Annotated in this window: 26 protein-coding genes and 1 riboswitch; of the genes, 4 read left to right on the forward strand and 22 right to left on the reverse strand. The window is 37.0% G+C overall.

Translation table 11 applies throughout. From position 1 onward, the window contains the following. Window positions 1-30: 30 nt before the first annotated feature. The 3 genes from HPT25_RS25065 to HPT25_RS25075 all read right to left on the reverse strand — a co-directional run bounded on the left by HPT25_RS25065 (window position 31) and on the right by HPT25_RS25075 (window position 2,922). Window positions 31-1,308, reverse strand: a complete 1,278-nt coding sequence (locus tag HPT25_RS25065; protein ID WP_173070377.1) for a Glu/Leu/Phe/Val family dehydrogenase — start codon at window positions 1,306-1,308, stop codon at window positions 31-33. Window positions 1,309-1,541: 233 nt separating this feature from the next. Then, a complete protein-coding gene (locus tag HPT25_RS25070; RefSeq protein ID WP_173070379.1) occupies window positions 1,542-2,126 on the reverse strand; it encodes an adaptor protein MecA in 585 nt (194 codons plus the stop codon). Between the two features lie 163 nt (window positions 2,127-2,289). Continuing rightward, the gene (locus HPT25_RS25075) at window positions 2,290-2,922 is read right to left on the reverse strand and encodes a CBS domain-containing protein (protein ID WP_173070381.1); all 633 of its coding nucleotides are present in this window, start codon (window positions 2,920-2,922) and stop codon (window positions 2,290-2,292) included. 145 nt (window positions 2,923-3,067) lie between these two features. Here HPT25_RS25075 and HPT25_RS25080 point away from each other — a divergent pair, with 145 nt between their 5' ends. Genes HPT25_RS25080 through cotJC form a run of 3 tightly spaced genes read left to right on the forward strand, consistent with a single transcriptional unit; the run spans window position 3,068 to window position 4,161 of the window. Further along, the gene (locus HPT25_RS25080) at window positions 3,068-3,298 is read left to right on the forward strand and encodes a spore coat associated protein CotJA (RefSeq protein ID WP_173070383.1); all 231 of its coding nucleotides are present in this window, start codon (window positions 3,068-3,070) and stop codon (window positions 3,296-3,298) included. Beyond that, window positions 3,295-3,555 (forward strand): spore coat protein CotJB, encoded by a 261-nt coding sequence (locus tag HPT25_RS25085; RefSeq protein ID WP_173070385.1) that lies wholly within the window; start codon window positions 3,295-3,297, stop codon window positions 3,553-3,555. Before HPT25_RS25080 ends, HPT25_RS25085 begins: the two co-directional genes overlap by 4 nt. A 36-nt stretch (window positions 3,556-3,591) precedes the next feature. After that, a complete protein-coding gene (gene cotJC, locus HPT25_RS25090) occupies window positions 3,592-4,161 on the forward strand; it encodes a spore coat protein CotJC (RefSeq protein ID WP_173070387.1) in 570 nt (189 codons plus the stop codon). A gap of 26 nt (window positions 4,162-4,187) precedes the next feature. Here the strand turns inward: cotJC and HPT25_RS25095 are convergent, their stop codons facing one another. The 5 genes from HPT25_RS25095 to HPT25_RS25115 form a co-directional block, all read right to left on the reverse strand. Then, on the reverse strand, window positions 4,188-4,643 hold the full coding sequence (locus HPT25_RS25095; protein ID WP_173070389.1) for a YpbF family protein: 456 nt from the start codon (window positions 4,641-4,643) through the stop codon (window positions 4,188-4,190). Between the two features lie 89 nt (window positions 4,644-4,732). Continuing rightward, complete coding sequence (locus tag HPT25_RS25100; protein WP_173070391.1) at window positions 4,733-5,485, reverse strand: LysM peptidoglycan-binding domain-containing protein; 753 nt, start codon at window positions 5,483-5,485, stop codon at window positions 4,733-4,735. Window positions 5,486-5,505: 20 nt separating this feature from the next. Continuing rightward, entirely contained in the window at window positions 5,506-6,096 is a 591-nt protein-coding gene (locus HPT25_RS25105) for a CPBP family intramembrane glutamic endopeptidase (RefSeq protein WP_173070393.1), read from the reverse strand. Further along, window positions 6,086-7,594: a RecQ family ATP-dependent DNA helicase gene (locus HPT25_RS25110; protein ID WP_173070395.1), complete on the reverse strand. Its 1,509-nt coding sequence runs from the start codon at window positions 7,592-7,594 to the stop codon at window positions 6,086-6,088. Before HPT25_RS25110 ends, HPT25_RS25105 begins: the two co-directional genes overlap by 11 nt. Then, window positions 7,591-8,634, reverse strand: a complete 1,044-nt coding sequence (locus HPT25_RS25115) for a YpbB family protein (protein WP_173070397.1) — start codon at window positions 8,632-8,634, stop codon at window positions 7,591-7,593. Before HPT25_RS25115 ends, HPT25_RS25110 begins: the two co-directional genes overlap by 4 nt. Window positions 8,635-8,871: 237 nt before the next feature. Here HPT25_RS25115 and HPT25_RS25120 point away from each other — a divergent pair, with 237 nt between their 5' ends. Continuing rightward, entirely contained in the window at window positions 8,872-9,120 is a 249-nt protein-coding gene (locus tag HPT25_RS25120) for a ferredoxin (protein ID WP_144563023.1), read from the forward strand. Between the two features lie 108 nt (window positions 9,121-9,228). Here the strand turns inward: HPT25_RS25120 and HPT25_RS25125 are convergent, their stop codons facing one another. The 14 genes from HPT25_RS25125 to HPT25_RS25190 all read right to left on the reverse strand — a co-directional run bounded on the left by HPT25_RS25125 (window position 9,229) and on the right by HPT25_RS25190 (window position 23,811). After that, window positions 9,229-9,795 (reverse strand): ECF transporter S component, encoded by a 567-nt coding sequence (locus HPT25_RS25125; protein ID WP_173071466.1) that lies wholly within the window; start codon window positions 9,793-9,795, stop codon window positions 9,229-9,231. A gap of 162 nt (window positions 9,796-9,957) precedes the next feature. Beyond that, window positions 9,958-10,089, reverse strand: a riboswitch (FMN riboswitch). A gap of 109 nt (window positions 10,090-10,198) precedes the next feature. Further along, a complete protein-coding gene (locus HPT25_RS25130) occupies window positions 10,199-10,957 on the reverse strand; it encodes a peptidoglycan DD-metalloendopeptidase family protein (protein WP_173070399.1) in 759 nt (252 codons plus the stop codon). A gap of 275 nt (window positions 10,958-11,232) precedes the next feature. Continuing rightward, window positions 11,233-12,420 (reverse strand): RsiX family anti-sigma factor, encoded by a 1,188-nt coding sequence (locus tag HPT25_RS25135; protein WP_173070401.1) that lies wholly within the window; start codon window positions 12,418-12,420, stop codon window positions 11,233-11,235. Then, a complete protein-coding gene (sigX, locus tag HPT25_RS25140) occupies window positions 12,395-12,946 on the reverse strand; it encodes an RNA polymerase sigma factor SigX (RefSeq protein WP_173070403.1) in 552 nt (183 codons plus the stop codon). The genes HPT25_RS25135 and sigX overlap by 26 nt, the downstream gene beginning before the upstream one ends. Window positions 12,947-13,387: 441 nt before the next feature. Then, entirely contained in the window at window positions 13,388-15,172 is a 1,785-nt protein-coding gene (locus tag HPT25_RS25145; RefSeq protein WP_173070405.1) for an ATP-binding protein, read from the reverse strand. Then, window positions 15,169-15,885: a response regulator transcription factor gene (locus tag HPT25_RS25150; protein WP_173070407.1), complete on the reverse strand. Its 717-nt coding sequence runs from the start codon at window positions 15,883-15,885 to the stop codon at window positions 15,169-15,171. The genes HPT25_RS25145 and HPT25_RS25150 overlap by 4 nt, the downstream gene beginning before the upstream one ends. A gap of 246 nt (window positions 15,886-16,131) precedes the next feature. Further along, window positions 16,132-17,316 (reverse strand): c-type cytochrome biogenesis protein CcsB, encoded by a 1,185-nt coding sequence (gene ccsB, locus HPT25_RS25155; RefSeq protein WP_173070409.1) that lies wholly within the window; start codon window positions 17,314-17,316, stop codon window positions 16,132-16,134. Beyond that, on the reverse strand, window positions 17,317-18,936 hold the full coding sequence (gene resB, locus HPT25_RS25160; RefSeq protein ID WP_173070411.1) for a cytochrome c biogenesis protein ResB: 1,620 nt from the start codon (window positions 18,934-18,936) through the stop codon (window positions 17,317-17,319). It lies immediately after the preceding gene. A 22-nt stretch (window positions 18,937-18,958) separates the two neighbouring features. Next, window positions 18,959-19,483: a thiol-disulfide oxidoreductase ResA gene (resA, locus tag HPT25_RS25165; RefSeq protein WP_281368247.1), complete on the reverse strand. Its 525-nt coding sequence runs from the start codon at window positions 19,481-19,483 to the stop codon at window positions 18,959-18,961. Window positions 19,484-19,604: 121 nt separating this feature from the next. Beyond that, window positions 19,605-20,333, reverse strand: coding sequence for a 23S rRNA pseudouridine(2605) synthase RluB (rluB, locus tag HPT25_RS25170; RefSeq protein ID WP_173070415.1), 729 nt, complete (start codon window positions 20,331-20,333; stop codon window positions 19,605-19,607). 191 nt (window positions 20,334-20,524) lie between these two features. After that, entirely contained in the window at window positions 20,525-21,061 is a 537-nt protein-coding gene (locus HPT25_RS25175) for a spore maturation protein (protein ID WP_173070417.1), read from the reverse strand. A gap of 5 nt (window positions 21,062-21,066) precedes the next feature. Next, complete coding sequence (locus HPT25_RS25180; protein WP_173070418.1) at window positions 21,067-21,654, reverse strand: nucleoside recognition domain-containing protein; 588 nt, start codon at window positions 21,652-21,654, stop codon at window positions 21,067-21,069. After that, window positions 21,647-22,795, reverse strand: coding sequence for a D-alanyl-D-alanine carboxypeptidase family protein (locus HPT25_RS25185; RefSeq protein WP_173070420.1), 1,149 nt, complete (start codon window positions 22,793-22,795; stop codon window positions 21,647-21,649). Before HPT25_RS25185 ends, HPT25_RS25180 begins: the two co-directional genes overlap by 8 nt. A 119-nt stretch (window positions 22,796-22,914) precedes the next feature. Continuing rightward, window positions 22,915-23,811 (reverse strand): superoxide dismutase, encoded by an 897-nt coding sequence (locus HPT25_RS25190; RefSeq protein ID WP_173070422.1) that lies wholly within the window; start codon window positions 23,809-23,811, stop codon window positions 22,915-22,917. Window positions 23,812-23,920 lie beyond the last annotated feature (109 nt).

A 23,920-nucleotide genomic window follows, 5' to 3' on the forward strand; every position in this document is an offset into this window, starting at 1 on the left:
TAGGAGTTTTTCTTTTTTATTTCAATGTTATTATACCCAGCCTCTGAATCGGCTTGCTTCAGCCATTTTCCTAACTCCAACCATATAAGCAGCCAAGCGCATATCAACACGGCGGGTTTGAGCAGTATCATAAATGTTATTAAATGATTTTACCATGATTTTTTCAAGTTTTTCTTCTACTTCTTCTTCTGTCCAATAATAGCCTTGGTTATTTTGAACCCATTCAAAATATGACACCGTTACACCGCCAGCAGAAGCTAATACATCTGGTACAAGAAGGATTCCCCGTTCAGTTAAAATTTGTGTCGCTTCCAAGGTTGTCGGTCCATTTGCAGCCTCGACTACAATAGTAGCACGAATATTATGGGCATTTTCTTCGGTTATCTGGTTTTCGATTGCTGCTGGTACTAAGATATCGCAATCTAATTCAAGTAATTCTTTATTAGTAATTGTATTATTAAATAATTTCGTAACTGTTCCAAAACTGTCGCGTCGATCGAGCAAATAATCAATATCTAAGCCATTAGGATCATAAAGGGCGCCATATGCATCTGAAATACCAACAATCTTTGCCCCTGCATCATGCATGAATTTCGACAAATAGCTTCCCGCATTACCAAATCCTTGGACAACAACACGTGCTCCTTCAAGCTGTATGCCCCGCTTTTTGGCAGCTTCGCGAATACAAATCGTTACACCCTTTGCTGTTGCAGAATCACGCCCGTGGGACCCTCCCAAAACAAGAGGCTTACCGGTGATAAATCCAGGAGAATTAAATTCATCAATACGGCTGTATTCATCCATCATCCAAGCCATAATTTGTGAGTTTGTATAGACGTCAGGTGCAGGGATATCTTTTGTTGGACCTACAATTTGGCTTATTGCTCTAACATAGCCGCGGCTTAGTCTTTCCAATTCTCTAAATGACATGTCACGAGGGTCACAAATAATACCGCCTTTACCGCCTCCATATGGTAGATCTACGATGCCGCATTTTAAACTCATCCAGATTGAAAGGGCTTTCACTTCTGTCTCGGTAACATTCGGATGGAAGCGAATTCCGCCTTTTGTTGGTCCTACTGCATCATTATGCTGTGCGCGATAACCAGTAAATATTTTAATAGAACCGTCATCCATTCTGACTGGAATTTTTACTGTCAATAATCGTAACGGCTCTTTTAATAGTTCATATACCTCTTCTGGATAACCTAATTTTTCTAGGGCCTTATGAATGACTGTTTGTGTTGATTTTAACACATCATGTTTTTCCTCTTGATTAGTCTTTTCAGTACCTTTATCGGCTACCATATGTAAACCTCCTAAAAAATCACTTTTACGAATGTTGTCCGCTTTCAGTCACAAGTATACACCTTTACATGATTAATGCAAGAACAAATCATTACTTTCTTTCATAATTATTGTTCCTATATGTAAACGCTGACATTCTTTTTCAAAATGATTTATTAATAAAGAAAAAGATATAATGCATTTTTTCAAAAATAAAAAGGGGTACTCCCCCCTTCTTCTTTCTTATAAGTATTTTAATCATTAAAATATTGAAGTATTGTCTCGACCGCTGTGTTCTTGATAATCAGATTTCCATATTCTGCAAGTACATATGGACTTTGAATGGATGTATTTCCGTATTCTGATATAATACATGCAGCCATTTCATTCTTTCCAGCTTCTAAATGATCCATCAGCAGGTAATAATGATGATTGGTGGCATATATACTTCCGCCCCTAATTTCTGCAGCTGCGAGCCTTTTCAACGCACGAATTAGATCCTCAAATTCAGCAAATTCATATAACAGATGCTCATAGCTTCCAAATCTGACCTGCATTTCAATTAAACCATCATATAAAAGATCTTCGTCCTCTTTCACCCCATTAACGGTAATAATCATGATCATACCTTGAGCCTGAAGGGAGAAAATTTCTACTGCAACAGAACCCTGTATGTCAACATCAAACTCAATGCTAGCCTCTTCCAGCATATCATGAAACAGTTGATTCCATTTACTTGATTCCTTCCATATGTCTTCTTTGGAAAGTCCTCTTTCCATTAAATCATCAGAGGTTAAAAAAATTTTTATTTTATTTGCTGTTAAGCGTTCCAAGCGCATGCTTTTGCCCCCTGCCGTGACCTGACTCTTGTTTTCAGTGTATGTTCAGGGGCCTTAATGGTGAATTGTCTACATCATTACCACCGGGCTTAAGAAAATCTTCCCATTAAATAACCCGCTCATCTTCTTATATGGGCGGGATTTGAAATCAATTTATTACTTTTTAGTCCTCTTTGACACTAAGGATGCGGAACCCATGTTCCTCCAGCTTCTTGATGAACTTATCAATATTATCTTTCTTTTCTACTTTCATCACAATTCGGCGAACAAGTTTATCCGTTTCATCAAAAGTAACAAGTGAAATGATATGCTCATGAAAATGATGAGCAATTTCAGATAAGCGGGCAATTCTTCCTTCTGTTTCAACTGAGGTAAACGCAATACGAACACCTGGCCGATTAACACCAAAAGCGCTTTCAAAAGAATCCAATACATCTGCACGGGTTACAATTCCCAAGAAGGTCAGATTTTCATCTACAACCGATAATAATGGAAAATCCTTTAAGTCTAAGAGCGTTCTTTCAAATAGCTCAGCTCCCTGTAAATACTTATCTTGATAAATCATAATATCACTAACATAGGTTGATGATAGAAATTCATCCTTTGGTTTATCGGATAGAAAATAGTTTTCATATATTCGATATCTCGTAACAACTCCTGCATATTTGTCCTCTCTCAATATCGGTAAACCATCAATTTTATTTGCTTCTAAAATATTTAACGCTTCCTTCAATGTAACATTCACCTGGGCTGTATAACACTCATGTTTAGGAATCATGATATTTTTTACGAACATTTCCATCACCTCAATGTAATAATCCTTGCACTCCTATATTATACTTCCAAAATGATGTGAAAAACCTGCACGATCATAACGATTTATGTCATGTTAGTGAACTTATTTCATATAATTAAATGATGTCATATATAGGGAGGATTCTATGAATACTCATATTAAATCCTATCATCCATTTGTAAGTTCATTTGACCCGTGCAAACCGATTCTTGAAAAAACTTACTCCACACCGCCTCATTTATATATTGGATTTCAGCCACCAAATCTTCCGCAATTTTCTCCGTTTGAGGCGCTTAAAGCCGGAACACTTTGGCAAGCATTTTACGACCCTTGGTACAATTCGCTCGAAAAAGCAACTGGAGGGATACTCACATGAAGCAAATACCTGATGAGTATTACCAATTAATGCATCAGCTGCAAGCGGTCGATTTTGTCCTTGTAGAGCTTACATTATACCTAGATACACATCAAGATGATCTCGAAGCCATCCATCAATTTAATCATTATGTAAAAGAAAGAAAACATATAAAAAAACAATTTGAAAGTCAATTTGGCCCATTGCTGCAATATGGAAACAGTTATTCTGGGTATCCTTGGAATTGGGATGATTCCCCTTGGCCCTGGCAGGTTTAACAAAAGTTTGCTCACTTAAAGGAGGAATTACGTTCCATGTGGATATACGAAAAAAAATTACAATATCCTGTCCGCGTAAGTACGTGCAACCCGACTTTAGCCAAATATTTAATCGAGCAATATGGTGGAGCTGATGGAGAGCTTGCGGCCGCATTAAGGTATTTAAATCAACGATATACCATTCCCGATAAAGTAATAGGTCTTTTAACAGACATAGGCACAGAAGAATTTGCCCATCTTGAAATGATCGCCACTATGGTTTACAAATTAACAAAGGATGCTACACCCGAACAATTAAAAGCTGCTGGCCTTGGCGATCATTACGCAAACCATGATGGTGCATTATTCTATCATAACGCGGCAGGTGCCCCTTGGACAGCTACCTATATACAGGCGAAAGGAGACCCTATCGCAGACCTATATGAAGATATTGCTGCTGAAGAAAAAGCCCGAGCAACCTATCAATGGATCATTAACTTAAGTGATGACCCCGATTTAAATGATTCCCTAAGATTTTTACGTGAACGTGAAATTATTCATTCACAGCGTTTTCGTGAAGCAGTAGAAATTCTAAAAGAGGAACGGGACAGGAAAAAAGTTTTCTAATTGGAAGAAGCAGAAATATCTGCTTCTTATTTTTTTTCATGATAAAGATTGATATCATACTGCTTTTTCATTACTTCAAACACAAGATGTCGGTTTTTCCACTCATCCTCTTTTTTCCAGTAATCTTTGCTTCGGTCAACAATTTCACACCTTAAATCATGATATTCTTTTTCCGCTTTGTCCTTCTTTTCTTTTAATAAATTCATTCCGCCATACATTCCGACGCAGCAGACTAAAAAAGTTAAATTATTCGAATCATTTACAAAGGCTGAAAACATTGCAGCGAACGAATAAGAATATACCGTGAAAACTGTTTTATATAAATAGATCAGGAAAATAGAAGTCAATATTATGGTCGCCCAAATGGATTGATTATGATAACGCTCGAATTTATCAAACTTTTCCTTCCGCTTTCTAACGTTTTCTAGCGTCTGCTTTGTGGCTTCATCTGTATTCTCAAGCATTCGGATTGGAGTATCCATGCTATCCCTCCATTTCTCCGTATATACTTATGAACTTGTCCTTCAGAATATGTATAAATAAAATGAATGCCGGCCAAAAATATGGCCGGCTAGTTGTTCAACGGTATTTTCAATACTTGACCAACCATAAGCTGATCACTGCTAAGATGATTTGCTTGAATGATAATCTCCATACCTTTTGAAGAATGATAATACCTTTCAGCAAGCATATAGAGCGTTTCTTTTGGCTGAACCGTATGATATATAACTTTTGATTGCGTTTTTGCAGTGGTTTGGCTTTTTTTAGTCTCCTGCAAGCTTCCCTGAGCCTTTACTGTCTGCTCTTTTTGACTTGAGCTTAATTGGGTTCCTTCTGTGCTAGGAACGGAAGAAGATTTTTCAGTATTTTGTGTAACCGGCAGAGGCTTTGGCGTCGCAGGCACTGCTTGATTTTTATTCTGATTAAGAGCATTTGTATCGCTATTTTCTTGATTTACTTCCTGTTGATTTTGAGTTTTAACTTGTGACTTATTTTGTTTGGTCTCCTGCGGTTTTTCTAGATTAATAGTTTCACCGACCGTATTTCCCGACGTTGTTTTAGTTACCGCACTTTTTTTTCCATCAAAAAAAGAAATGACACTGAAAATTATAACAGGAAGGAGAATAAAGAGAACAACTAACAATCGAATGACGGGATATTTAATCTTCCATTTTATTTTCTTTTTCTTTTGTCGGTGGCGCTGCTCTCTTGGAGGCAAGGCATTTCCCGATTCAAAATGGCCTTCTATTCGTTGTTCATCAACTTTTTCTATGCGCTGTTTTAACTTTTCTGCTTGTTCTCTATACGGTTCTTCCTTGTTCATAAACCCCTTTTTCCCCTTCCCTAACCAACTCGTCCTTCTGGGGGACGTCTAAATTTTAAATAGATTCCTAATAATAAATCAATCACAAAATGCATGATAATCGTGACAGCTAAATTATCTGTCCACATATAAATGACCCCGATCATAAAGCTTAGCAGGACAATATTTATAAATAAAAACCAATTAAATAAATACCGATAGTGAACAATCGCAAAAATGATACTGGCCGTAATCAGCCCGACTTTTTCTTGGATAATACCACGAAATAATAATTCCTCACTAAAAGCTACTAGGATTGCAATAATAAAAATGTGAAAAATCGTTCTTTTTCGAAAAATTCTTTCATTTAATCCTCCATCATCATAATAAGAAGGAGGAAGTATTTTCATTAAAGTCATATCCAGGATCACCACGGTGCAGCCAGCAGGTACCCCTATTGTTATGATTCGTAAATCAAATATTTGGATATTTTTCAAATAGGCAAAATGGTCAAATAATATAAAACCGAGTATGACCGAAATCACCATTAGGATGAATTGTGTCATATATAAATGCACAAGCAGTTCTTTATCAGATAAACTTGAAATCAATTCATTATGTTTATTTTTCATAGTTTTGACTCTCATTGATTAAAATTTCACTCAAATATTCCTGCCATGTGCTTTCAATTAGTGTATCATGCTTTTTCGCGAAGGACTGAAAAGATTCCAGTTCAATCCCGCAACAGTCACAACATGGACTAATTTTCCGAGAAAGTGTTTCCTCAAAATACTGAAGGATATACTCCCTTCGGCAGCATGTGGATTCAATCCAGTTTTTCATTCGAGCTATATGATTTTTTTTGACACGCATTCTTTCTTTAACGTATGTCAGGATGGCTTCTTGCAGCTTATTAAAATTGGGTCCATGTCGTTCATTTTTGAAAAATTGTTCAACAATTCTCCATTGAATTTCTGAAAATCCGCCAATATCTCGCAGATGTTGTTCCACAATGCCTTTATCAGTGATGAACATCTGATTCTCTTCTAATTTGTGAAATAGCCAGGCTACTTGCTGTTCTGATGGCAGTTCACTTTCCGCCAGCTGGATCGGCAGAAGTTCATCTCCGGAAGAATATAACAAAAAAGCTATGCTTTGTAATCCATCTCGCCCTGCTCTTCCAATTTCCTGAAGGTAAGACTCCATTTGCATCGGCATGTGATAGTGTATGATAAACCTAATATTTTCCTTATTAATCCCCATACCAAATGCACTAGTAGCACAAATTACATCAAGCTGATTATATAAAAACTGCTGCTGAATTAAAGTTCTTGAGGCTTGGTCTAATCCCGCATGATAAGCACTAACTTTGCACAATCCGCGATCAGCAATCAGAGATGCCATCTGTTCCGCTGTCTTTTTACTGGAAAAATAAATAATACCTGGTTTTTGCAGTTGGGAAACGAGTTCAAGAACTCTTTCTTCCCTTTGTCTTCCTGCCGCTGCTTCCTCTACAACCAAAGCAATATTAGGCCTGTCAACGGAATATTCAATTTTTGTTACATCCTCAAGATCAAGCGAATAAATAATATCATTAAGTACTTTTCTTGTTGCAGTTGCTGTTAAAGCAAGTGTTAGCGGATTCCCCAATCTTTTGCGGATTTCCCCCAATCTGGAGTAATCCGGACGAAAGTCATAACCCCATTGAGAAATACAATGTGCTTCATCGATGACAAACAAGGAGAGCGTCAACTCTTGCAGTTTTTGAATGATATAAGGTACTTGAAGCATTTCCGGAGAAATGAATATGAATTTGTACTTTCTAAGATTTCTCAACACCATTTTCTTTTCATCTATTGTTAAAAATGAATTTAAAGCGACTACTCTTTTTTCACCAAATCGCTTAAATTGCTCTACTTGATCCTGCATTAAGGAGAGCAGTGGTGAAATAATCAAAACATGTCCTTGAACCATTAGCCCAGGCAGCTGATAACACAATGATTTTCCTGTTCCAGTTGGAAGCATGGCTAATGTATGGCGGCCTGAAAGAATCGAACAGATCACTTCTTCCTGCCCTGGTTTAAATGAGGTAAACCCAAAATATTTTTTCAATTCTGCAACAAGATTCATTTAGCACCACCATATTTAGCCAGCACCAACCGGATCTGAAAATAGCTAGCAGTACTCACTTTATCTTTTATCACCTTTAATTGTTTTGTACTTGATAGACGTGAAATTTCTAAAATTTCTTCACATAGCTCCCTTTCAACATATGGGTCAATCGAAAAGTCCTCCATTTGCAATGCTAGCTCCACAATGTGATCTTCAATCGTACTAACTTTTAAATTCCTTCTTCCTGCAATCATCTCAAGTGAATGACCTTGCACTAACATTTCTAATGTAATACTTGTAGATTGTGTTAAATCGTTATTTTCCTTTACGCCATCAATCAGGAGTTTTAATAATGGGAAACGGGCAGGATTACCAATAACCACGGATAACAAATAATGCAAAATATGAATAAAACTGATATGGTAATCAACAAAATCAAGTTGGAATTTTTCCGCAGCTTGAAAAGATGTTAATCCTATTTTCTGATATCCGGTTAAACGGAAAACTAGCAGAGAAGGATTTAATGCCTCTGCGTTCTCAAGACAATCCATCAATTCTTTATTCATCATTTTGCCTATATCCTGCTTTGGAATCATTATTTTCTTAAGTGTCATCTTAATCCATGACTGGACACTTTCGTCTTTTTGAATGGGAATGTAATTCGTTTCATGATAAGCATAGTTTGATGCCACCTGAATGAATAATGATAATCTTTCCCAAAATAGTGTTGTAAGGGGATGAAAATCCCATCCATTTATGAAGGAGGGTAGCTGATACGTTTTTAAAATCGATTCTCCAATTGGTGTAAGTGTGTATCGCTGGTTCCCGCAATGGGTAATCCATTCATTTTTATGAAGCTTTTGAACGATCTCTTCGAAGGTTTCCCGTGTTAATATTTCACACACACCAAAGAATCTTTTCAAAGAAAATAAATGAGCATCCTGAATGGTTTGGGAAGATTTTTTTCCTTTTAACAGATGAAAGATAGAGAAAACAGTGCGTTCCCTATTTAATTGTTTTAAACAATATAGAATAATAGAATCCATTTGTCTCTGCATGGCCCCACCATCATTGTCGACAAAATTGTGTATAATCTTTTTTATTCTACCACGAAATGACGATTATTGCTGTCAAATTTATTGATGTTAACGAATTTGACAAACCATTATTTAAGAGCATTTTTCTATTGAAATGTTGCTCATACAGTTTTACAATAGAACATGTAAAAGATGTAATTTCCAACAGTGGAAAATGCGTCAAAATAATTCTTGTTATTTTACTGGGAGGTTTTTTGCATGGCAAAGTATACGATTGTTGATAAGGAAACTTGCATCGCATGTGGCGCTTGTGGCGCTGCAGCACCTGATATCTATGATTATGATGATGAAGGGATTGCATTTGTAACCCTTGATGATAACGAAGGGATTGTGGAAATTCCTGATGTTTTAATCGATGACATGATGGATGCTTTTGAAGGCTGCCCAACTGATTCCATTAAAGTTGCTGACGAGCCATTTGAGGGTAACCCAACTAAATTCGAATAATCACTTTACTAACGGATATTCTTAAGCTACTTACCCTGTCCCATTTGGGATAGGGTTTTTATTTTCTGACAAAATAACAGCCAAGAAAAATCTTGGCTGCCGTAGATGTTAAATACTTTTTATAAAAGAAAGTTTTTTCATCCATCCTTGAATTCGAACGAATATCAACATAAATATGACGGACATCATAACTCCTTTAAGAATATTGAACGGCAGTATTGCCGGAACCACTAAATTGCGCATATCAGGGAACTTTAATAGTGCAGTATAGGCAGGTAAAAAGATAAGGTAATTTAATATACTCATGACGATTGCCATTGTAAATGTCCCTGAAATTAAAGCGATCGTCATTCCCCTTTTTGTTTTCATCTTAAGATACAAATAATAGGTTGGTAATATAAACATAATCCCAGCGATAAAATTAGAAATATGACCTACTGGTATACCTGTCGGACTGCCTGTCGCCATATAATTTAGCAGATTTTTGATTAATTCAACCATAATGCCAGCAGCCGGACCAAAAATTAAGGCAGCAATTAATGGGGGAATATCACTGAAATCAACAAATAAGAAATTTGGAAAAAACGGAAGTGGAAAGTTTAACAGCATTAATAAATAGGCGATACTGCTTAACATTCCTATCGACACCATCACTTTTACTTTTGAGTTTTTCATATTCTTCATCTTTCCTCTCTCCTTTTTTGATCCATCATTTTTTGGAAGAGAGGTTCAGCATTTTGATACCAAAATAAAACTCCCTCAAAAAGGTTTGAGGGAGTAGAAAGGTATACTTAATAAACGTTCAGAAATTAAACATTTTTCGAACGTTTGCAGAACCTCCATCTTCTCCCATCCAGACTATACTGTCGGCTTTGGAATCGCACCAAATCCTGCCTAAAAGGCTCGCGGGCTCAAGAGTTATCCTCTAATACCGCCGATCGGGAATTTCACCCTGCCCCGAAGATAGATCGATATAAATTTATATATTCATTATACTGAAAAAAGATAAAATTGTTAAGTTAGAAATTTGTAAATTTACCAAGTAATAACCCGCAGCTTTCATCTGCGGGTTAACGTTTTAATTAAGCTTTAATATTTGTTTTGGCTTAATGATATCTGATGTTAAATGGTTGATTTTTTTAATTTTTTCAACTGATACATTACTTTTACTTGCAATGGTAGATAAGGTATCTCCACTTTTAACAATGTATTGGGATACCTTGAATGATTTCTGTTTGACATTATTCGAATTAGAGGAATGGTATTGGGAACTGACTGCTAATACATTCTTTTCACTTGATGCTATTCCCCCTTGAACAATATCTCCCACTGCAGCACTGCCTAACAGCTTTTCTGGGTCCAATGCATACTTTTTATCATATCTCCATTCATTTCTATGTGTTTCAAAATGTAGATGAGTACCCGTAGCTTGCCCTGTTCTTCCCATTTTCCCGATACAGTCACCTTGTTTAATTGATTGTCCTTCCTGCACATAACGATGATTTAGATGGGCATATACGGTTACAAAATTACTTGGATGTTTTATAAAGACAACATTCCCGTATGTATCAGAAAAATAGGATTTCACCACTACTCCCTCCCCTACTGCCAAAACAGGTGAATCCCATTTTCCTGCAATATCAATTCCTTTATGTCTTCCCTGCCTTGTTCCGTATGTATCAGATATTACACCATCCGCTGGCCATATCCACCTTTCTGTATCACTTTTCTCTTCAAGCAAAGTTGCAGCCTTCGAATGCGTTCCACCAAGAAATAACAAACTAACACAAAGTGCCATAATGATGGCAATTAAGAACCTCTTTATGTAGTCATACATTTTAACCCTTTTCCTCCTTAAGCACTTTCCTCTCTTACCATATGTTTCTAAATAATGACTTAGAACAAAATGAAAGCTAGGAACAGCCAAACCATACTTGTTATAATTTGGAGTCAATCGCAATTTTATTCATAAAGAAAACTCTCCGACTGACGAGCCCTGCAGGGCGAAGACAGAGGCTTAGTTCCCTTATGCCTGATAGGAAAGGAATGCTAAAAAAACCAACCAAAATGGTTGATTTTTACATTTCTGAATATATTTGAAGCCGATGTGGGTTAAAAATTCCGGAAGTTTGGAGCGATAGGTACTTTTATTTCTTTCGATAAATCAAAAGGGCCGATATGCATTCCCGATGCCCCTTTGATAATCACTTTATCCAAACCGAATTCCTTTGCAGTTAACAAAATTGCCTCAAAAGAGAGCAAAGTCATCTGGTCGTTATGCAGTCCAGCGCTTCCATTAAAAGCAATCATTAACGTTTTGCCGTTAATCGCAACTTGACTTAGTTGAATATTAGATAAAGATCCCTTCAGACCTAAAGCAACCTGATCATGTTTCATAGCTGCAATAGCACCTTTAATATCTTTATAGCTAGCAACAGAAGGCACCAAAAAAGGCAAATTGCTAAGTTTCGGATAATAAAAGAAAAAACCATGGCATTTGTCCCGCTTAAGATTTAGTTCACCTATTTCTCCATAATTCCCAAAATTTACGCCAGGATTTCCGTTCGTCGTCAACTTTATTTTTTTTATGTTGCTATTAGAAGAAATATCTTTTTCCAGAACATGAATAAAATTAGTTTCATTATTTGAACCTTGAGTATATAGAGAATCCGTGACATCAACATTAACATTTTGATTAGATGCATCCAGTTTCAAATTCGCACGCAGAGGATAGAAATGACTGAGTCCCCATTCCCTTTCTCTCAAGCTGGCCATTTTTTCATTAAATAATGTCAACCAGGATTTCCCTTGTGTTTTCCGAACAACGGTCGATACAGGCACCAAAATTTGCCCTTGCTGATCAGGAATCCAATATATGAGGACCTTGCCATCCCTAACATCATTCTCATATACTGCTGTTTTATTTCTGCCGCTATATGGTTCAGGGACTTTTGCTGCGTCTAACAAAGCAATTTTTGGAGAGGAGGAATTTTCCTTATTTCTTTCAGCTCTTGGGCTATGATCATTTACGTCACTCTTAACTGCCTCGGAATTTGTCGTTTTACTGCGGCTTACATGTTTTTCTGACAAAGATGTTCCAGTCATTAGCCTTGGAATAAAAATAAGAAATAGTAACAAAGCAGAAACGGCAGCAATACCAGGTATAAACCACAATGCAGGTATGTGCTTTCTTATGGAGATATTTCGGTAAATGTCACGAGGGTCGCGATGATCACGTATTTTGGGCATTCTACGTAATAATTCTTCAAGTTCTCTATCGCTCCACTCTGACCTTTTCACTAATGAACTCCTCCTTTCCTGAAAATAGTTCCAATTGTTTCTTTAATATTTTTAACGAACGATGTTGAGTTGTTTTCACTTTGCTTTCAGTCCATCCCAACGCTTTTGCTGTTTCAGCTATAGATAGATCGTGAATATATCGTAAAATAATGACCATTCGTTGATCAATTGTACAATAGTCTAGACATTTGTAGACCAGCTTTATTTCATCCTTTTGAACAGCTATCTCTTCGGGTATCAAATATTCATCCTTAATCTGATTAGATGACCAATCAAACTTGTCCAATACTTTTTCCTTCCACCCTTTTTGTTTCCGGAAAAAGTCAATTGCCACATTTCTCGCAATAGAAAAAAGCCAAGTTTTTTCGCTGCTCTTTCCTTCAAACCGATAATATGATTTATAGACCCTTATATAGACCTCTTGGACAAGATCTTCGGCATGCTCTTTATTTCTCACCATATAAAAAAGGAATTGAAACACATCATGGTGGTATTTATGATAAAGTTCATCAAAAACGGAGTCCATCTATTCCCCTCCCCGTCTCTAAATATTAGTCGATATCTATGTAATAAAGGTTTCATCTTATTAAATATAGACTGTTTTCTAGTAAATTGGAAGGCATATTTTGGAAATATTTTACCGCAATATTTTACATTGCAAACGTTTAAACTTGCTTTTCTTCCTTCAATCAACATAGTAAAAATCTATACATCTGTCATCACGCTAGACTTATAAGAATACTCGCCGACTTGCGAGCACGTTAGGGCGAAGACAGAGGCGCAGTTCGCCGAAAAGCATAGATTTTGACTGCGAAGCTAATGCTCTCGAAGCATTCCTAAGTTCACTTTTACCTGATAGGAAAGTTACGCTGTCCTATCAACCAAAAAAACCCATCCAATTTTGGATGAGTTTACGAAAGGGTTCCATATGAATCAAGAACAATCGGCAAAAAGCTTGATATTTTTACTATTTTCGCGGAAGCCAAAATGAGAAGCTAGTCCCTTGGCCATACTTACTTTGGACTGAAATATATCCCCTATGTGCCTCGATAATATTTTTGGCAATAGCTAGACCAAGTCCAGTACCAGATTTGCCTCGGGTTCTAGCTTTATCAGCCTTATAAAAACGTTCAAAAACAAACGGTAAGTCCTCTTCCGGAATACCCGAACCAGAATCCTTAACTTCTATTTTAATTCCTTTTTCTTCTGAAGTAACATTTAACTCAATGAACCCGCCATTTGGCGTATGTCTTAAGGCATTATCAATTAAGTTTGTTAAAACTTGTTCAATTCGGTCCGGATCCAAAGAAACAAGAGATATATCATGATCAATGATGGTATTAACAGTGATTCCATTGTCTCTTGCCATTCCTTGAAACTTATGAATGATTCTGTTTACAAATGATGAAAGCTCAACTTCTTCTATCGTTAATTGCATATGCCCAGCTTCCATTCGAGCTAAGTCAAGAAGCTCATTAACAAGCCTGCCCATTCTTAATGATTCATCATAAATGACCTTTGCCATTTCCCTTTTCTCTTCTTGTGTTTCGGCTATATCATCTACAATGGCTTCACTATATCCTTGAAGCATTGAGATAGGTGTTCTCAGCTCATGGGAAACATTCGCAATAAAATCTTTTCTCATTTTTTCAAGCTGTCGCTCTTCAGTCATATCTCTTAAAACAGCTACCGCACCTCGGATAAATCGATTGCTATAGAGAGGAGATACAAGTATCACCCAATATCGGCCCTGTAAAGAAATTTCCCCCATCTGTTCCTTTTCTGTTTCAACAGCTCGTTGAAACAGCTCCAAAACTTTTGATGGAATTGCCTCGGAATTTGTGCTATAACTGCCCTTTTCATAATACCAATATTGCAAAAATCGATCTGCAGGCGGATTCGTAATTAAAATAGTGCCATCTCGATTGAAGGTGATGACTCCATCTGCCATGCTGCTTAAAATACTGGCCAGCTGCTCTTTTTCCTGGCTAAGGGCATTCATATTAAATTTTAATTGCCTGCCCATCTGGTTAAAAGCAGTAGCCAATTCACCAATTTCATCATGCGTCAATATTGGTACTTTGGTATCAAATTTACCACGTGCTACTTCAAAAGCAGCTTCTCGCATTTTCCTTAAAGGCGCTGTAATTCTTGTTGATAGAAAAAAAGCAAATATGGTGGTTAAAATAATAGCAACTCCGGCTGCAAGTAAAATATATTGTGTGGTATAACGTGACGTTTCCTGCATCACTTTTATTGATTGATAGATAAAGACTGCACCATGTTCATTTTCCGACAGGTGCAGAGGAACACCAATAATCGAATAATTGGTGTCTTCAACCTCTCCATTTTGTCCTGCCGTTAGGCTCGACATCTTTTCAACAATTTTGTTTTTCCGGAATACTTTCTCCAAATCGGAATCTTTTTTGATTTCATCCAGTGTTAATCTTTTTCCACTTTTAGTATTTGGAGAGTAATAGATTTCTTGGTTATTTTTTACGATCACCACTTTTGTCACATCATCCATTATCTGCCAGGATATTTCTAAACCTAATGGAAATTGATTTCCTTGATGATTTTCTAACACATGGGCAATTTTTTCAGCTGTTTTTGTCAAATCCTGTTTAGTTTCTTGAATATTTTGATTTTGAAAAAATTCCAAAAGCATAACAGTAAGGATGAATAGCACGAAAGAAACTAATAAAAGAATGGTAAACCAAAGTTTACCTACGACACTTCTTAAGAAAGTCATTCATTTATTACCTCAAATTTGTAGCCCACTCCCCAAACGGTAATAATCATTCTTGCAGCTTCTTCTGACACTTTATTTAATTTTTCACGAAGACGTTTTACATGGGTATCTACGGTACGCAAGTCTCCGAAAAATTCATAGTGCCATACTTCCTTTAACAATTGCTCCCGATCAAACACTTTATCCGGGGCTTTTGCCAAGAAGTAAAGAAGTTCATACTCTTTTGGAGTTAAGCTTACTTCTTTGCCGTCAGCTGTTACACGATGGGCATCATTATCAATTGTTAAATGCGGGAACACGATAACATCCTTCGTAGTCGTTTCCGTTTGTAAGTAGCTTGTTTGAGAGGCCCTGCGTAATATCGCTTTTACTCTTAAAACCACTTCTCTTGGGCTAAATGGTTTTACGATATAATCGTCTGTTCCTACTTCAAACCCTTGAACCCGATTTATTTCTTCACCTTTGGCAGTCAGCATGATCACAGGTGTTGCCTTTTTTTCCCGAAGCTCGCGGCAAACCTCGATACCATCCTTACCTGGCATCATTAAATCAAGAAGTATCACATCGTAGTCATTTGTTGTGGCTTTTGACAAAGCCTCAATTCCGTCTTCTGCTTCATCTATAATATAATCCTCACGCTCTAAATACATTTTTAACAAGCGGCGAATTCTTTCTTCATCATCCACTACTAAAATTTTCACGTCTTTTTCCATTAATAATCACCCCATGTAGTTTATTTTACCTAATGGTTCATTATTTTTCTATATGTTCAAGGCTCATATCATGGCTCAAAAGTGTCAAAAATATGACAATTTCACATTTCCATCTTTAAAACAGTGTTAAAAAAACCTCCACAACAAAAGTGAAGGTTTTTTAGGTAGGATTTGCTAAAACGAATAGTTCAATACTTCCTAGTAAATTTGAACGAAGAACAACTGCCAGAGGTAATAAAACTTACTTTAAGAGCCCGCATAGGAATGAAGACCAGCAATAACAAGGTTAACAGCAACAAGGTTGAACATAATAATAACGAAGCCAATAACTGCAAGCCAAGCAGATTTTTCACCATGCCAGCCTTTGGATAAGCGAAGGTGCAAAAAGGCAGCATAGAACAACCAAGTAATCAAGGCCCAAACTTCCTTTGGATCCCAGCCCCAGAAACGCGACCATGCCATTTGCGCCCAAATCATCGCAAAAATGAGCGCCCCCAATGTAAAAACCGGGAATCCTATAAGAACTGATCTATAACTGATCTCATCAACAAAATCAAGTTTAATATTTTTAACAAGCGGCTTAAGTGCTGCTCCAATCCTTCTTCTTAAAACTAATCTTAAAATACTATAAAGGAACAGACCGCCAAACACTGACCAAATCACAGTATTTAATTTTTTTGCATTCACAATTGCCGGCATTTCAAATAATGGTTTAAAGGCCCCTTTTGTTAACAATTCTCCTTTATGCGGCCCTGTGATCGCAGGCATTGTGTAATCAACTGTAACCTGATTATCTTGTTTATCAATCCAATTAAATTTCTCATGATACCCAGCGGCCGAAAATCCGAATGAAACTAACACAAATCCAAGAACAGTAACAAGAGAAAACATAACCACTTCAAGCCAAAAAGTTTGTTTACTAGACTTCGTTTGATCAATCCCTTTTACAAGGTATATTAAACCTGCTGCAAAACTTATAGACAGAATGGCCTCACCAATTGCTGCAGTCGTAACATGAATATATAACCAATAACTTTGCAAAGCAGGTATTAGGGGACTAATATCCCTTGGAAACATACTTGCATAGGCAATTACCAGAATGGCTACTGGCATCGTAAATAATCCGAGAAGTGTGGTTCGATAAATAAAATAGATAACTATAAATGCACCAACAAGAGCCATTCCAAAAAACGTTGTAAACTCAAACATATTACTTACCGGTGCATGTCCGGATGCAATCCATCTAGTGATGAAGAAGCTAAGCTGTGAAATAAAACCAACAATTGTTAAAAATACAGCTATTTTCCCCCATTTGTTGGTTTTTTTCGTGTCATTAACCTTTTTTACCTTAATAGATCCCCCGTAAAACAGAGTAGCTACTAAATAAAGAATAAAAGCAATAAACAATAAATCGCTGCTTATTGTTGCCAATTAACCTTCCTCCTTATCCTTCACCGCTTGAAGTTGATCTTCCGGCATGCTCAAATTGGTTCCTTCTAAAACTAATTCTATTTCTCTTTTAAATCCGTACCAATTTTTATTCGTATGTCCCGCAATCCAGATTTGCCCGTTTTTATGTTGGATCCAAATCCTTCGATGCTGCCAATAGGCCCCTTGCACCACACCGATCATAAAAATAATCCCACCTAAAATAATCACCCACATCGAGGAATCTTTGCGGACTACAAAACCCGAGACATTTTTCGTATCAATTCCCCGGAAAGACATCTTATACTTATTGGTGCCTAATGGCTCGATAGTTTGCTTAATAGCCACAAAGCTTGTTTCCCCTTTGGGCTTATCAGGTGAATACATGCGAAAAATAAAAGCAGGGTTATTGGGTGTTCTCGATTTTGTAGAAGGCTCACCATTTTGGCCAAATTCAAAATCCGGAAAATAATTAAGTATTTCTACTGAATAGCCTTTTCCAAGATCATACTTTTCCTTCGGATTATAAAGGTCAATGGTTAGATCACCATATGATTGGTTTGTCTTTTTATTAGTTAGCGAAAAAGACATGGCGCTTAACTCACTTCTAAAAGAGGCCTGATAGATAGAATAACCGTCAAAAGCTAGAGGATGATTTACACGAATCTTATAATCCATGATTTTCTTTAACTTTGGCTTTTCTCCAGGGAGGCTCTTTCCTTGCTGCTCATAGAGCACAACATTAGACTGGTAATTTTTCGCCACCTCGCCAGCCTTGCTTAGTGCTTGAGCAAATGCTTTATCCTTATTTTTATCGTAGGTTTGTAGAATAAATTGATTGTTTTGAAGATAAAATTTTTCACCAGTTTCCGGAACTAATGCAGTTTCCCCTTCTCGAACCCATAGGTTTTCATTTACATACATACCCGGGATAAAACGCAACATTCCCCCAAACAGGAAAATGATTAAACCAATATGATTTATATAAGGACCCCATCGTGAAAATCGGCCTTTTTCGGCTAAAAGATCCCCTTTTTCTCCACGGACATGATAGTGTTTTCCTTGCATTTGCTTTTTAAGCAATGGTAAATTAATTTCTTCTGCATTGGTATTGATCCCAAAAACACGCTGACGTTTAAGAAAACCTTCGTGTCTTGTAACATTTTGCGCTTTTAAGGCCTTATATAAGGGAATCACTCTGTCAAGGCTGCAAATGACAAGAGAAATTCCAATCATCGCAATTAATAATAAATACCACCAAGAGCTATATAAATCATCAAACCCAAGCTGGTAATACCATTTCCCAAGGGTGCCATATTCTTGCTGGTAATAAACTTCGGGAGCCTGGTCAATGTACATTTTTTGCGGAAATATCGTTCCCAACGCGGAGGCAATTAAAGTGATAATGATCAGCCACACTCCGACTTTAACGGACGAAAAGAAATTCCATATTTTATCAATGATGGTTTTATTATAAGTTTGCGAGCGGCGTGCACTGCCTTCATACCGCATATCCAGTAATTCTTTTTGGTTTTCCTGCTCGTCCAGCACTTTCCCACATGCTTCACAAAGCACCGTTCCATGTGGATTTACATGCCCGCATTCACATTTAACATCATTCATAAGCAAAAACTCCCCGACTACCTTAAGGTTTTATTTTCTCCATAAACTCCCTAACCATATTTTCAGACAACGAACCAGTATAGTACTTTACTACATTCCCATTTTTATCGATTAAAAATGTTGCGGGAAGCGGGTCAATACCATATGCTGTCATCACTTCTTTATCTGTATCAATCATAATGGGAAAATTCAAATTATATCGGGAGGCATACTCATTGACAGCCAGCGGCGACTCCTGGATATCGACCGCCAGCACTTGGACACCTTTATTTTTAAATTGCTGATATTGATTATTGATATAAGGCATTTCTTGCTTGCAAGGAGGACACCAAGTTCCCCAAAAGTTTAGGAATACACCTTGTCCACGATAATCAGACAGCCTGTGTTTATGGCCCTGCATATCTGTTAGAACAAAATCGGGAGCTTTAGAGCCGACAGCCAAAGTCTGCTGATCGTCCTTAGTAAAATTCGCATACAAGGTATATACAACGGCAGCACCAAGAACAAGTAATATCAATGTTCTAATAACTAATCGCTGCTTCTTCATCAAACTCCCCCCAATACTTCACATGGAACATTTCTCTAAATTATACCATTTTCACCATTATCAATTTGCTAATCTAAATTTAAATTAGGGCATGTTTTGAACTTTAATGAACTATGATTACTTATTTAGATTGATTTAATGCAAGTGCTCTTATTTGTTTTACCTCATGAGGAGATAATTCTCTTGCTTCCCCAGCCTTTAGTCCTTGTAATGTTAAAAAACCATAACGCTCCCGTTTCAGCTTTACAACTTCATGTCCAATCGCTTCAAACATTCTTCGCACCTGGCGGTTCCGTCCCTCATGGATTGTGATTTCTATAATTGCAGATTGTTTCTTTTTATCTGCTGACAACATATTGACCTTAGCAGGAGCTGTTTTACCATCTTCCAAGCGTATTCCCTTTTCTAATTTACGAAGATTTTCCTTTAGCGGAATTCCTTTTATTTTTGCAATATAGACTTTTTCAATTTCATTTCTTGGATGCATGAGCAAATTAGCAAATTCCCCATCATTTGTAAGAATTAATAATCCTGATGTGTCATAGTCAAGACGCCCAATTGGATAAATTCTTTCTTTAATTCCCGGAAAGAAATCAACGACAACCTTTCTTCCTTTTTCGTCATGAACACTAGAGATCACCCCTCTAGGTTTATATAATAAAAAATAAACAGATTCTTCCTTTTCAATTGGTATTTCATTGACTTCCACTTTATCTGAAGCGGAAACCTTCAAACCAAGCTCTGTCACAACCTTTCCGTTCACTTTCACTTTACCCTCTTTAATAAACTCTTCCGCTTTCCTTCTCGAAGCAATCCCTGCACGAGCAATTACCTTTTGCAATCTTTCCATTATTTCACCTCAAAGTTGACTAGAATCTATTTGTTAGTATGAAAATCATTATCTTCTTAAAATAAAATTTTTGATTCTATTTATATGAATTATGACATAAAATCTTTACTTTTCAAAGTAATGGCTATTTTGGTAAATAAAAAAGTAAGTTCCTTTTTCTAGAACTTACTCTTGTATAAACCAACATCACTCTAATTAGTACCGAAAAAAAAGATGACAACCACAATTGAAATGATGATACCAACTACATCAGCTAAAAGGCCTACTTTTAATGCATCCCCCATCTTTTTAATACCTACAGCCCCGAAATAAACCGTTAATACGTAAAATGTTGTATCTGTACTTCCTTGTAAAACAGATGCTAGCCTACCAATAAAGGTATCCGGACCATAGTTAGCTATCAAATCGCTTGTCATTCCCAGCGCAGCTGTTCCAGAAATGGGTCTAATAAATATAAGAGGAGCTATTTCCTCCGGAACTCCGATGGATTTCATTAACGGACGAAGCAGGTTCATAAGAGCATCAAGTGCGCCTGATGCTCGGAACACAGAAATCGCGACCAACATTCCTACTAAAAAAGGAATAATAGAGACGGCAATTTTGATTCCTTCTTTTCCTCCTTCTACGAAACTCTCATATGTTGGTACCCGTTTATATGTACCATACAAGAGAATAAAGCCAATTAACAAAGGAATAAAGGTCAGCGAAATATACGAAAGAAACTCCATACACATCATCCTTTTCGGCGTCTGCGATAATAAAAATACCGGTCAATCAAAACGGCACCAATTGCCGATAAAAGGGTCGTAATAATCGTTGGTACTACGATTTCAGTGGGAGATACAGAGTGGTAATTCATTCTGATGGCAATAACTGTGGTAGGAATAATCGTGATGCTCGCTGTATTGATCGCCAAAAAGGTGACCATGGACCTGCTTGCTGAATTTTTTTCGCCATTTAGTTTTTTTAATTCCTCCATTGCTTTAATTCCTAAAGGTGTTGCAGCATTTCCTAATCCAAACATGTTGGAAATCATATTCGATAGGATATACCCCATTGCTGGGTGGTTAACCGGTACTTCCGGAAATAAGAGTTTTACAAGCGGCCTGAATAACCTGGACAGTTTTTCGAGCAAACCGGATTCTTCAGCAATGCGCATCATCCCCAGCCAAAATACTAATACGCTGATGAGTCCAATACATATTGTTACTGCTTCTTTAGCCCCGTCAAAGACCGCTTTATTAACATCACCGATCGTACCATTAAATAGCGCAAAGATAATACCTATTACGGTTATCAATACCCATATATAGTTAACCATTTACATTCACACCCAATACTGAAAGAAAAATTTCCTTTACAAAATCAAACATTCCCTTCTTCTTCTCTTTGAAGGTTCCGTTCTGATAATATATGGGTGTTTCCTCCACTGCTCTTCCATCTAGATATACGATGGCTTTTCCAACGATTTCCTCATTTGTGTTTGACTTCCGGGCATCGGAATTAGGTTTATTCAATTTATATTTTACCGAAAATAGCCCTATTTCTTTACTAGTTGCAGGATATACGATGGAAGATTTTACATATAAATGATTTTTATAAAATTTATTAGCTACGTCCAATTTTCCCTTTGGCAAGACTTCTGTCATATCGTATTGATTAAACCCTGATTCATACATCGAAATATGATCATTCCAATCATTCGAATCATTCAAAGTGACAGCAATTAGGCCCATATCACCCTTTTTAGCGGTAGTGACAAGTGTTCTTTTTGCCCTTTTTGTATAACCTGTCTTTCCCCCAGTAGAATATGGATATTTTGTCAATAGCCGATTTTTATTTTTCCAAACCCTGTCCCATTTCTCAGTTGGATTTGGTGCACGATATACTTTAGTACCAGAGATTTGCGCAAATGTTTTGTTTTGCATAGCATAACGCATAAGAATAGCCATGTCATAGGCAGTTGAATAATGGTCTTCATGATCATCGAGACCATGGGGATTGGCAAAATGCGTATCAAACATGCCAATTTCCCTTGCCTTCTGGTTCATCAAATAGACAAAACCATCTACACTTCCGCCGACATATTCAGCAATGGCAACGGCAGCATCATTACCTGACCTAAGCATTAAACCATACACCAGATCCCTTAACTTGATTTCTTCCCCCGGTTTCAAATATATGGATGACCCCTCAGCACGGGTCGCTTTATCACTTACTTTCACATATTTATCCATTTTCCCAGATTCAATAGCCAAAATGGCTGTCATGATTTTAGTGATACTGGCAATTCTTCTTTTCGTATGTGCATCTTTTTCATATAGGACACGTCCTGAACTTTGTTCCATTAATACTGCACTCGCGGCACTAACTCCAATAGATGCATTTGCTTTTCGTGGAATGTTCGTAGCCGCCAGTGAGACTATGAGGGAAAATACAATAAGCTTCCAAATCATTCTCATACGATTTACCTCGTCCCGCTAATTATTTAATAAAAGTGTATGCGGGACAAGGTTTGTTATTCCTGGAAAATAGAAAAGCCTATTCCATTGAAGCCAGAAGTCTCTCAATCCAAATCTGCTCAAAGGGCTGGCCATTTAATATCCGCTGCTTTTTCATACCTCATTTCCACATCATTCCAATCAACAATATTCCACCAATTATCAACATATTTTGCCCGATTGTTTTTATATTGAAGATAATAAGCATGCTCCCAAACATCTAATACAAGCAATGGTACAGTATCCCACTGTGTCAGGATCATATGTCTTTCCGTTTGCAAGACCTCTAGATGTTTTGCTTTTGGTGACCAAACCAACAATGCCCATCCTACTCCTTCTACCTGTTTAGCTGCTTCAGAGAAATGGTTTTTAAAAGCTGTGAAATCCCCGAAATAATCTTCAATCCCCTTCTTTAATAAACCTTGTGGTTGTCCACCGCCATTTGGACTCATATTTCTCCAGAAAATAGAATGTAAATAGTGGCCAGATCCGTGAAAAGCCAGTTCGCGCGACCAATGTTTGATTAATGAAAAATCATTATTGTCTCTTGCTTTTTTTAAATTTAATTCTGCTTTATTTAAACCATCGACATATGCTTGATGATGCTTATCGTGATGAAGTCTCATAATTTCTTCCGAGATATAAGGTTCTAATGCATTGTAGGGGTATGCTAATTCTGGCAGGGTGTGGCCGCCAATTGGAACGGGCTTTTCAAGCACAAAGATCGTCCCAACGCTGCCCTCTTGTTTACGTTTAAAATAATTCTCCATTTGTTCATGGATATATTCAGCCTTTTCCTGAAGCTGAAGCATTTCCTCAGTGGATAAATCACGATTCGTGTTTTCAATCAGGTCTGTAAACTCATCTAAATTCTTCCACAATTCAGAGTTTAGACCTACCTTTTCAGAAAACAAAAATTGCTTCATCTGTTCATTCCATTGAAATAATTCATTTACATACTGACTAAAACGATCCATTTCATCTCCTCATTCCTGCCTCATTTTGCTAAAAGGTATGAATGATAAAGAATAATCAGAACAAAAAACGGAAACGCCTTTGCGCTTCCGTTTCAATATCTATCTTCTA

The sequence above is a fragment of the Neobacillus endophyticus genome (genome assembly GCF_013248975.1).
In the GTDB taxonomy this organism is placed as follows: Bacteria; Bacillota; Bacilli; order Bacillales; family Cytobacillaceae; genus Neobacillus; species Neobacillus endophyticus.

Coding starts and splice junctions, on each gene's coding strand:
- HPT25_RS25065 (WP_173070377.1), bottom strand. CDS start 1,308: ATGGTAGCCGATAAAGGTACTGAAAAGACTAATCAAGAGGAAAAACAT.
- HPT25_RS25070 (WP_173070379.1), bottom strand. CDS start 2,126: ATGCGCTTGGAACGCTTAACAGCAAATAAAATAAAAATTTTTTTAACC.
- HPT25_RS25075 (WP_173070381.1), bottom strand. CDS start 2,922: ATGTTCGTAAAAAATATCATGATTCCTAAACATGAGTGTTATACAGCC.
- HPT25_RS25080 (WP_173070383.1), top strand. CDS start 3,068: ATGAATACTCATATTAAATCCTATCATCCATTTGTAAGTTCATTTGAC.
- HPT25_RS25085 (WP_173070385.1), top strand. CDS start 3,295: ATGAAGCAAATACCTGATGAGTATTACCAATTAATGCATCAGCTGCAA.
- cotJC (WP_173070387.1), top strand. CDS start 3,592: ATGTGGATATACGAAAAAAAATTACAATATCCTGTCCGCGTAAGTACG.
- HPT25_RS25095 (WP_173070389.1), bottom strand. CDS start 4,643: ATGGATACTCCAATCCGAATGCTTGAGAATACAGATGAAGCCACAAAG.
- HPT25_RS25100 (WP_173070391.1), bottom strand. CDS start 5,485: ATGAACAAGGAAGAACCGTATAGAGAACAAGCAGAAAAGTTAAAACAG.
- HPT25_RS25105 (WP_173070393.1), bottom strand. CDS start 6,096: ATGAAAAATAAACATAATGAATTGATTTCAAGTTTATCTGATAAAGAA.
- HPT25_RS25110 (WP_173070395.1), bottom strand. CDS start 7,594: ATGAATCTTGTTGCAGAATTGAAAAAATATTTTGGGTTTACCTCATTT.
- HPT25_RS25115 (WP_173070397.1), bottom strand. CDS start 8,634: ATGCAGAGACAAATGGATTCTATTATTCTATATTGTTTAAAACAATTA.
- HPT25_RS25120 (WP_144563023.1), top strand. CDS start 8,872: ATGGCAAAGTATACGATTGTTGATAAGGAAACTTGCATCGCATGTGGC.
- HPT25_RS25125 (WP_173071466.1), bottom strand. CDS start 9,795: ATGAAAAACTCAAAAGTAAAAGTGATGGTGTCGATAGGAATGTTAAGC.
- HPT25_RS25130 (WP_173070399.1), bottom strand. CDS start 10,957: ATGTATGACTACATAAAGAGGTTCTTAATTGCCATCATTATGGCACTT.
- sigX (WP_173070403.1), bottom strand. CDS start 12,946: ATGGACTCCGTTTTTGATGAACTTTATCATAAATACCACCATGATGTG.
- HPT25_RS25145 (WP_173070405.1), bottom strand. CDS start 15,172: ATGACTTTCTTAAGAAGTGTCGTAGGTAAACTTTGGTTTACCATTCTT.
- HPT25_RS25150 (WP_173070407.1), bottom strand. CDS start 15,885: ATGGAAAAAGACGTGAAAATTTTAGTAGTGGATGATGAAGAAAGAATT.
- resB (WP_173070411.1), bottom strand. CDS start 18,936: ATGAATGATGTTAAATGTGAATGCGGGCATGTAAATCCACATGGAACG.
- resA (WP_281368247.1), bottom strand. CDS start 19,483: ATGAAGAAGCAGCGATTAGTTATTAGAACATTGATATTACTTGTTCTT.
- rluB (WP_173070415.1), bottom strand. CDS start 20,333: ATGGAAAGATTGCAAAAGGTAATTGCTCGTGCAGGGATTGCTTCGAGA.
- HPT25_RS25175 (WP_173070417.1), bottom strand. CDS start 21,061: ATGGAGTTTCTTTCGTATATTTCGCTGACCTTTATTCCTTTGTTAATT.
- HPT25_RS25180 (WP_173070418.1), bottom strand. CDS start 21,654: ATGGTTAACTATATATGGGTATTGATAACCGTAATAGGTATTATCTTT.
- HPT25_RS25185 (WP_173070420.1), bottom strand. CDS start 22,795: ATGAGAATGATTTGGAAGCTTATTGTATTTTCCCTCATAGTCTCACTG.
- HPT25_RS25190 (WP_173070422.1), bottom strand. CDS start 23,811: ATGGATCGTTTTAGTCAGTATGTAAATGAATTATTTCAATGGAATGAA.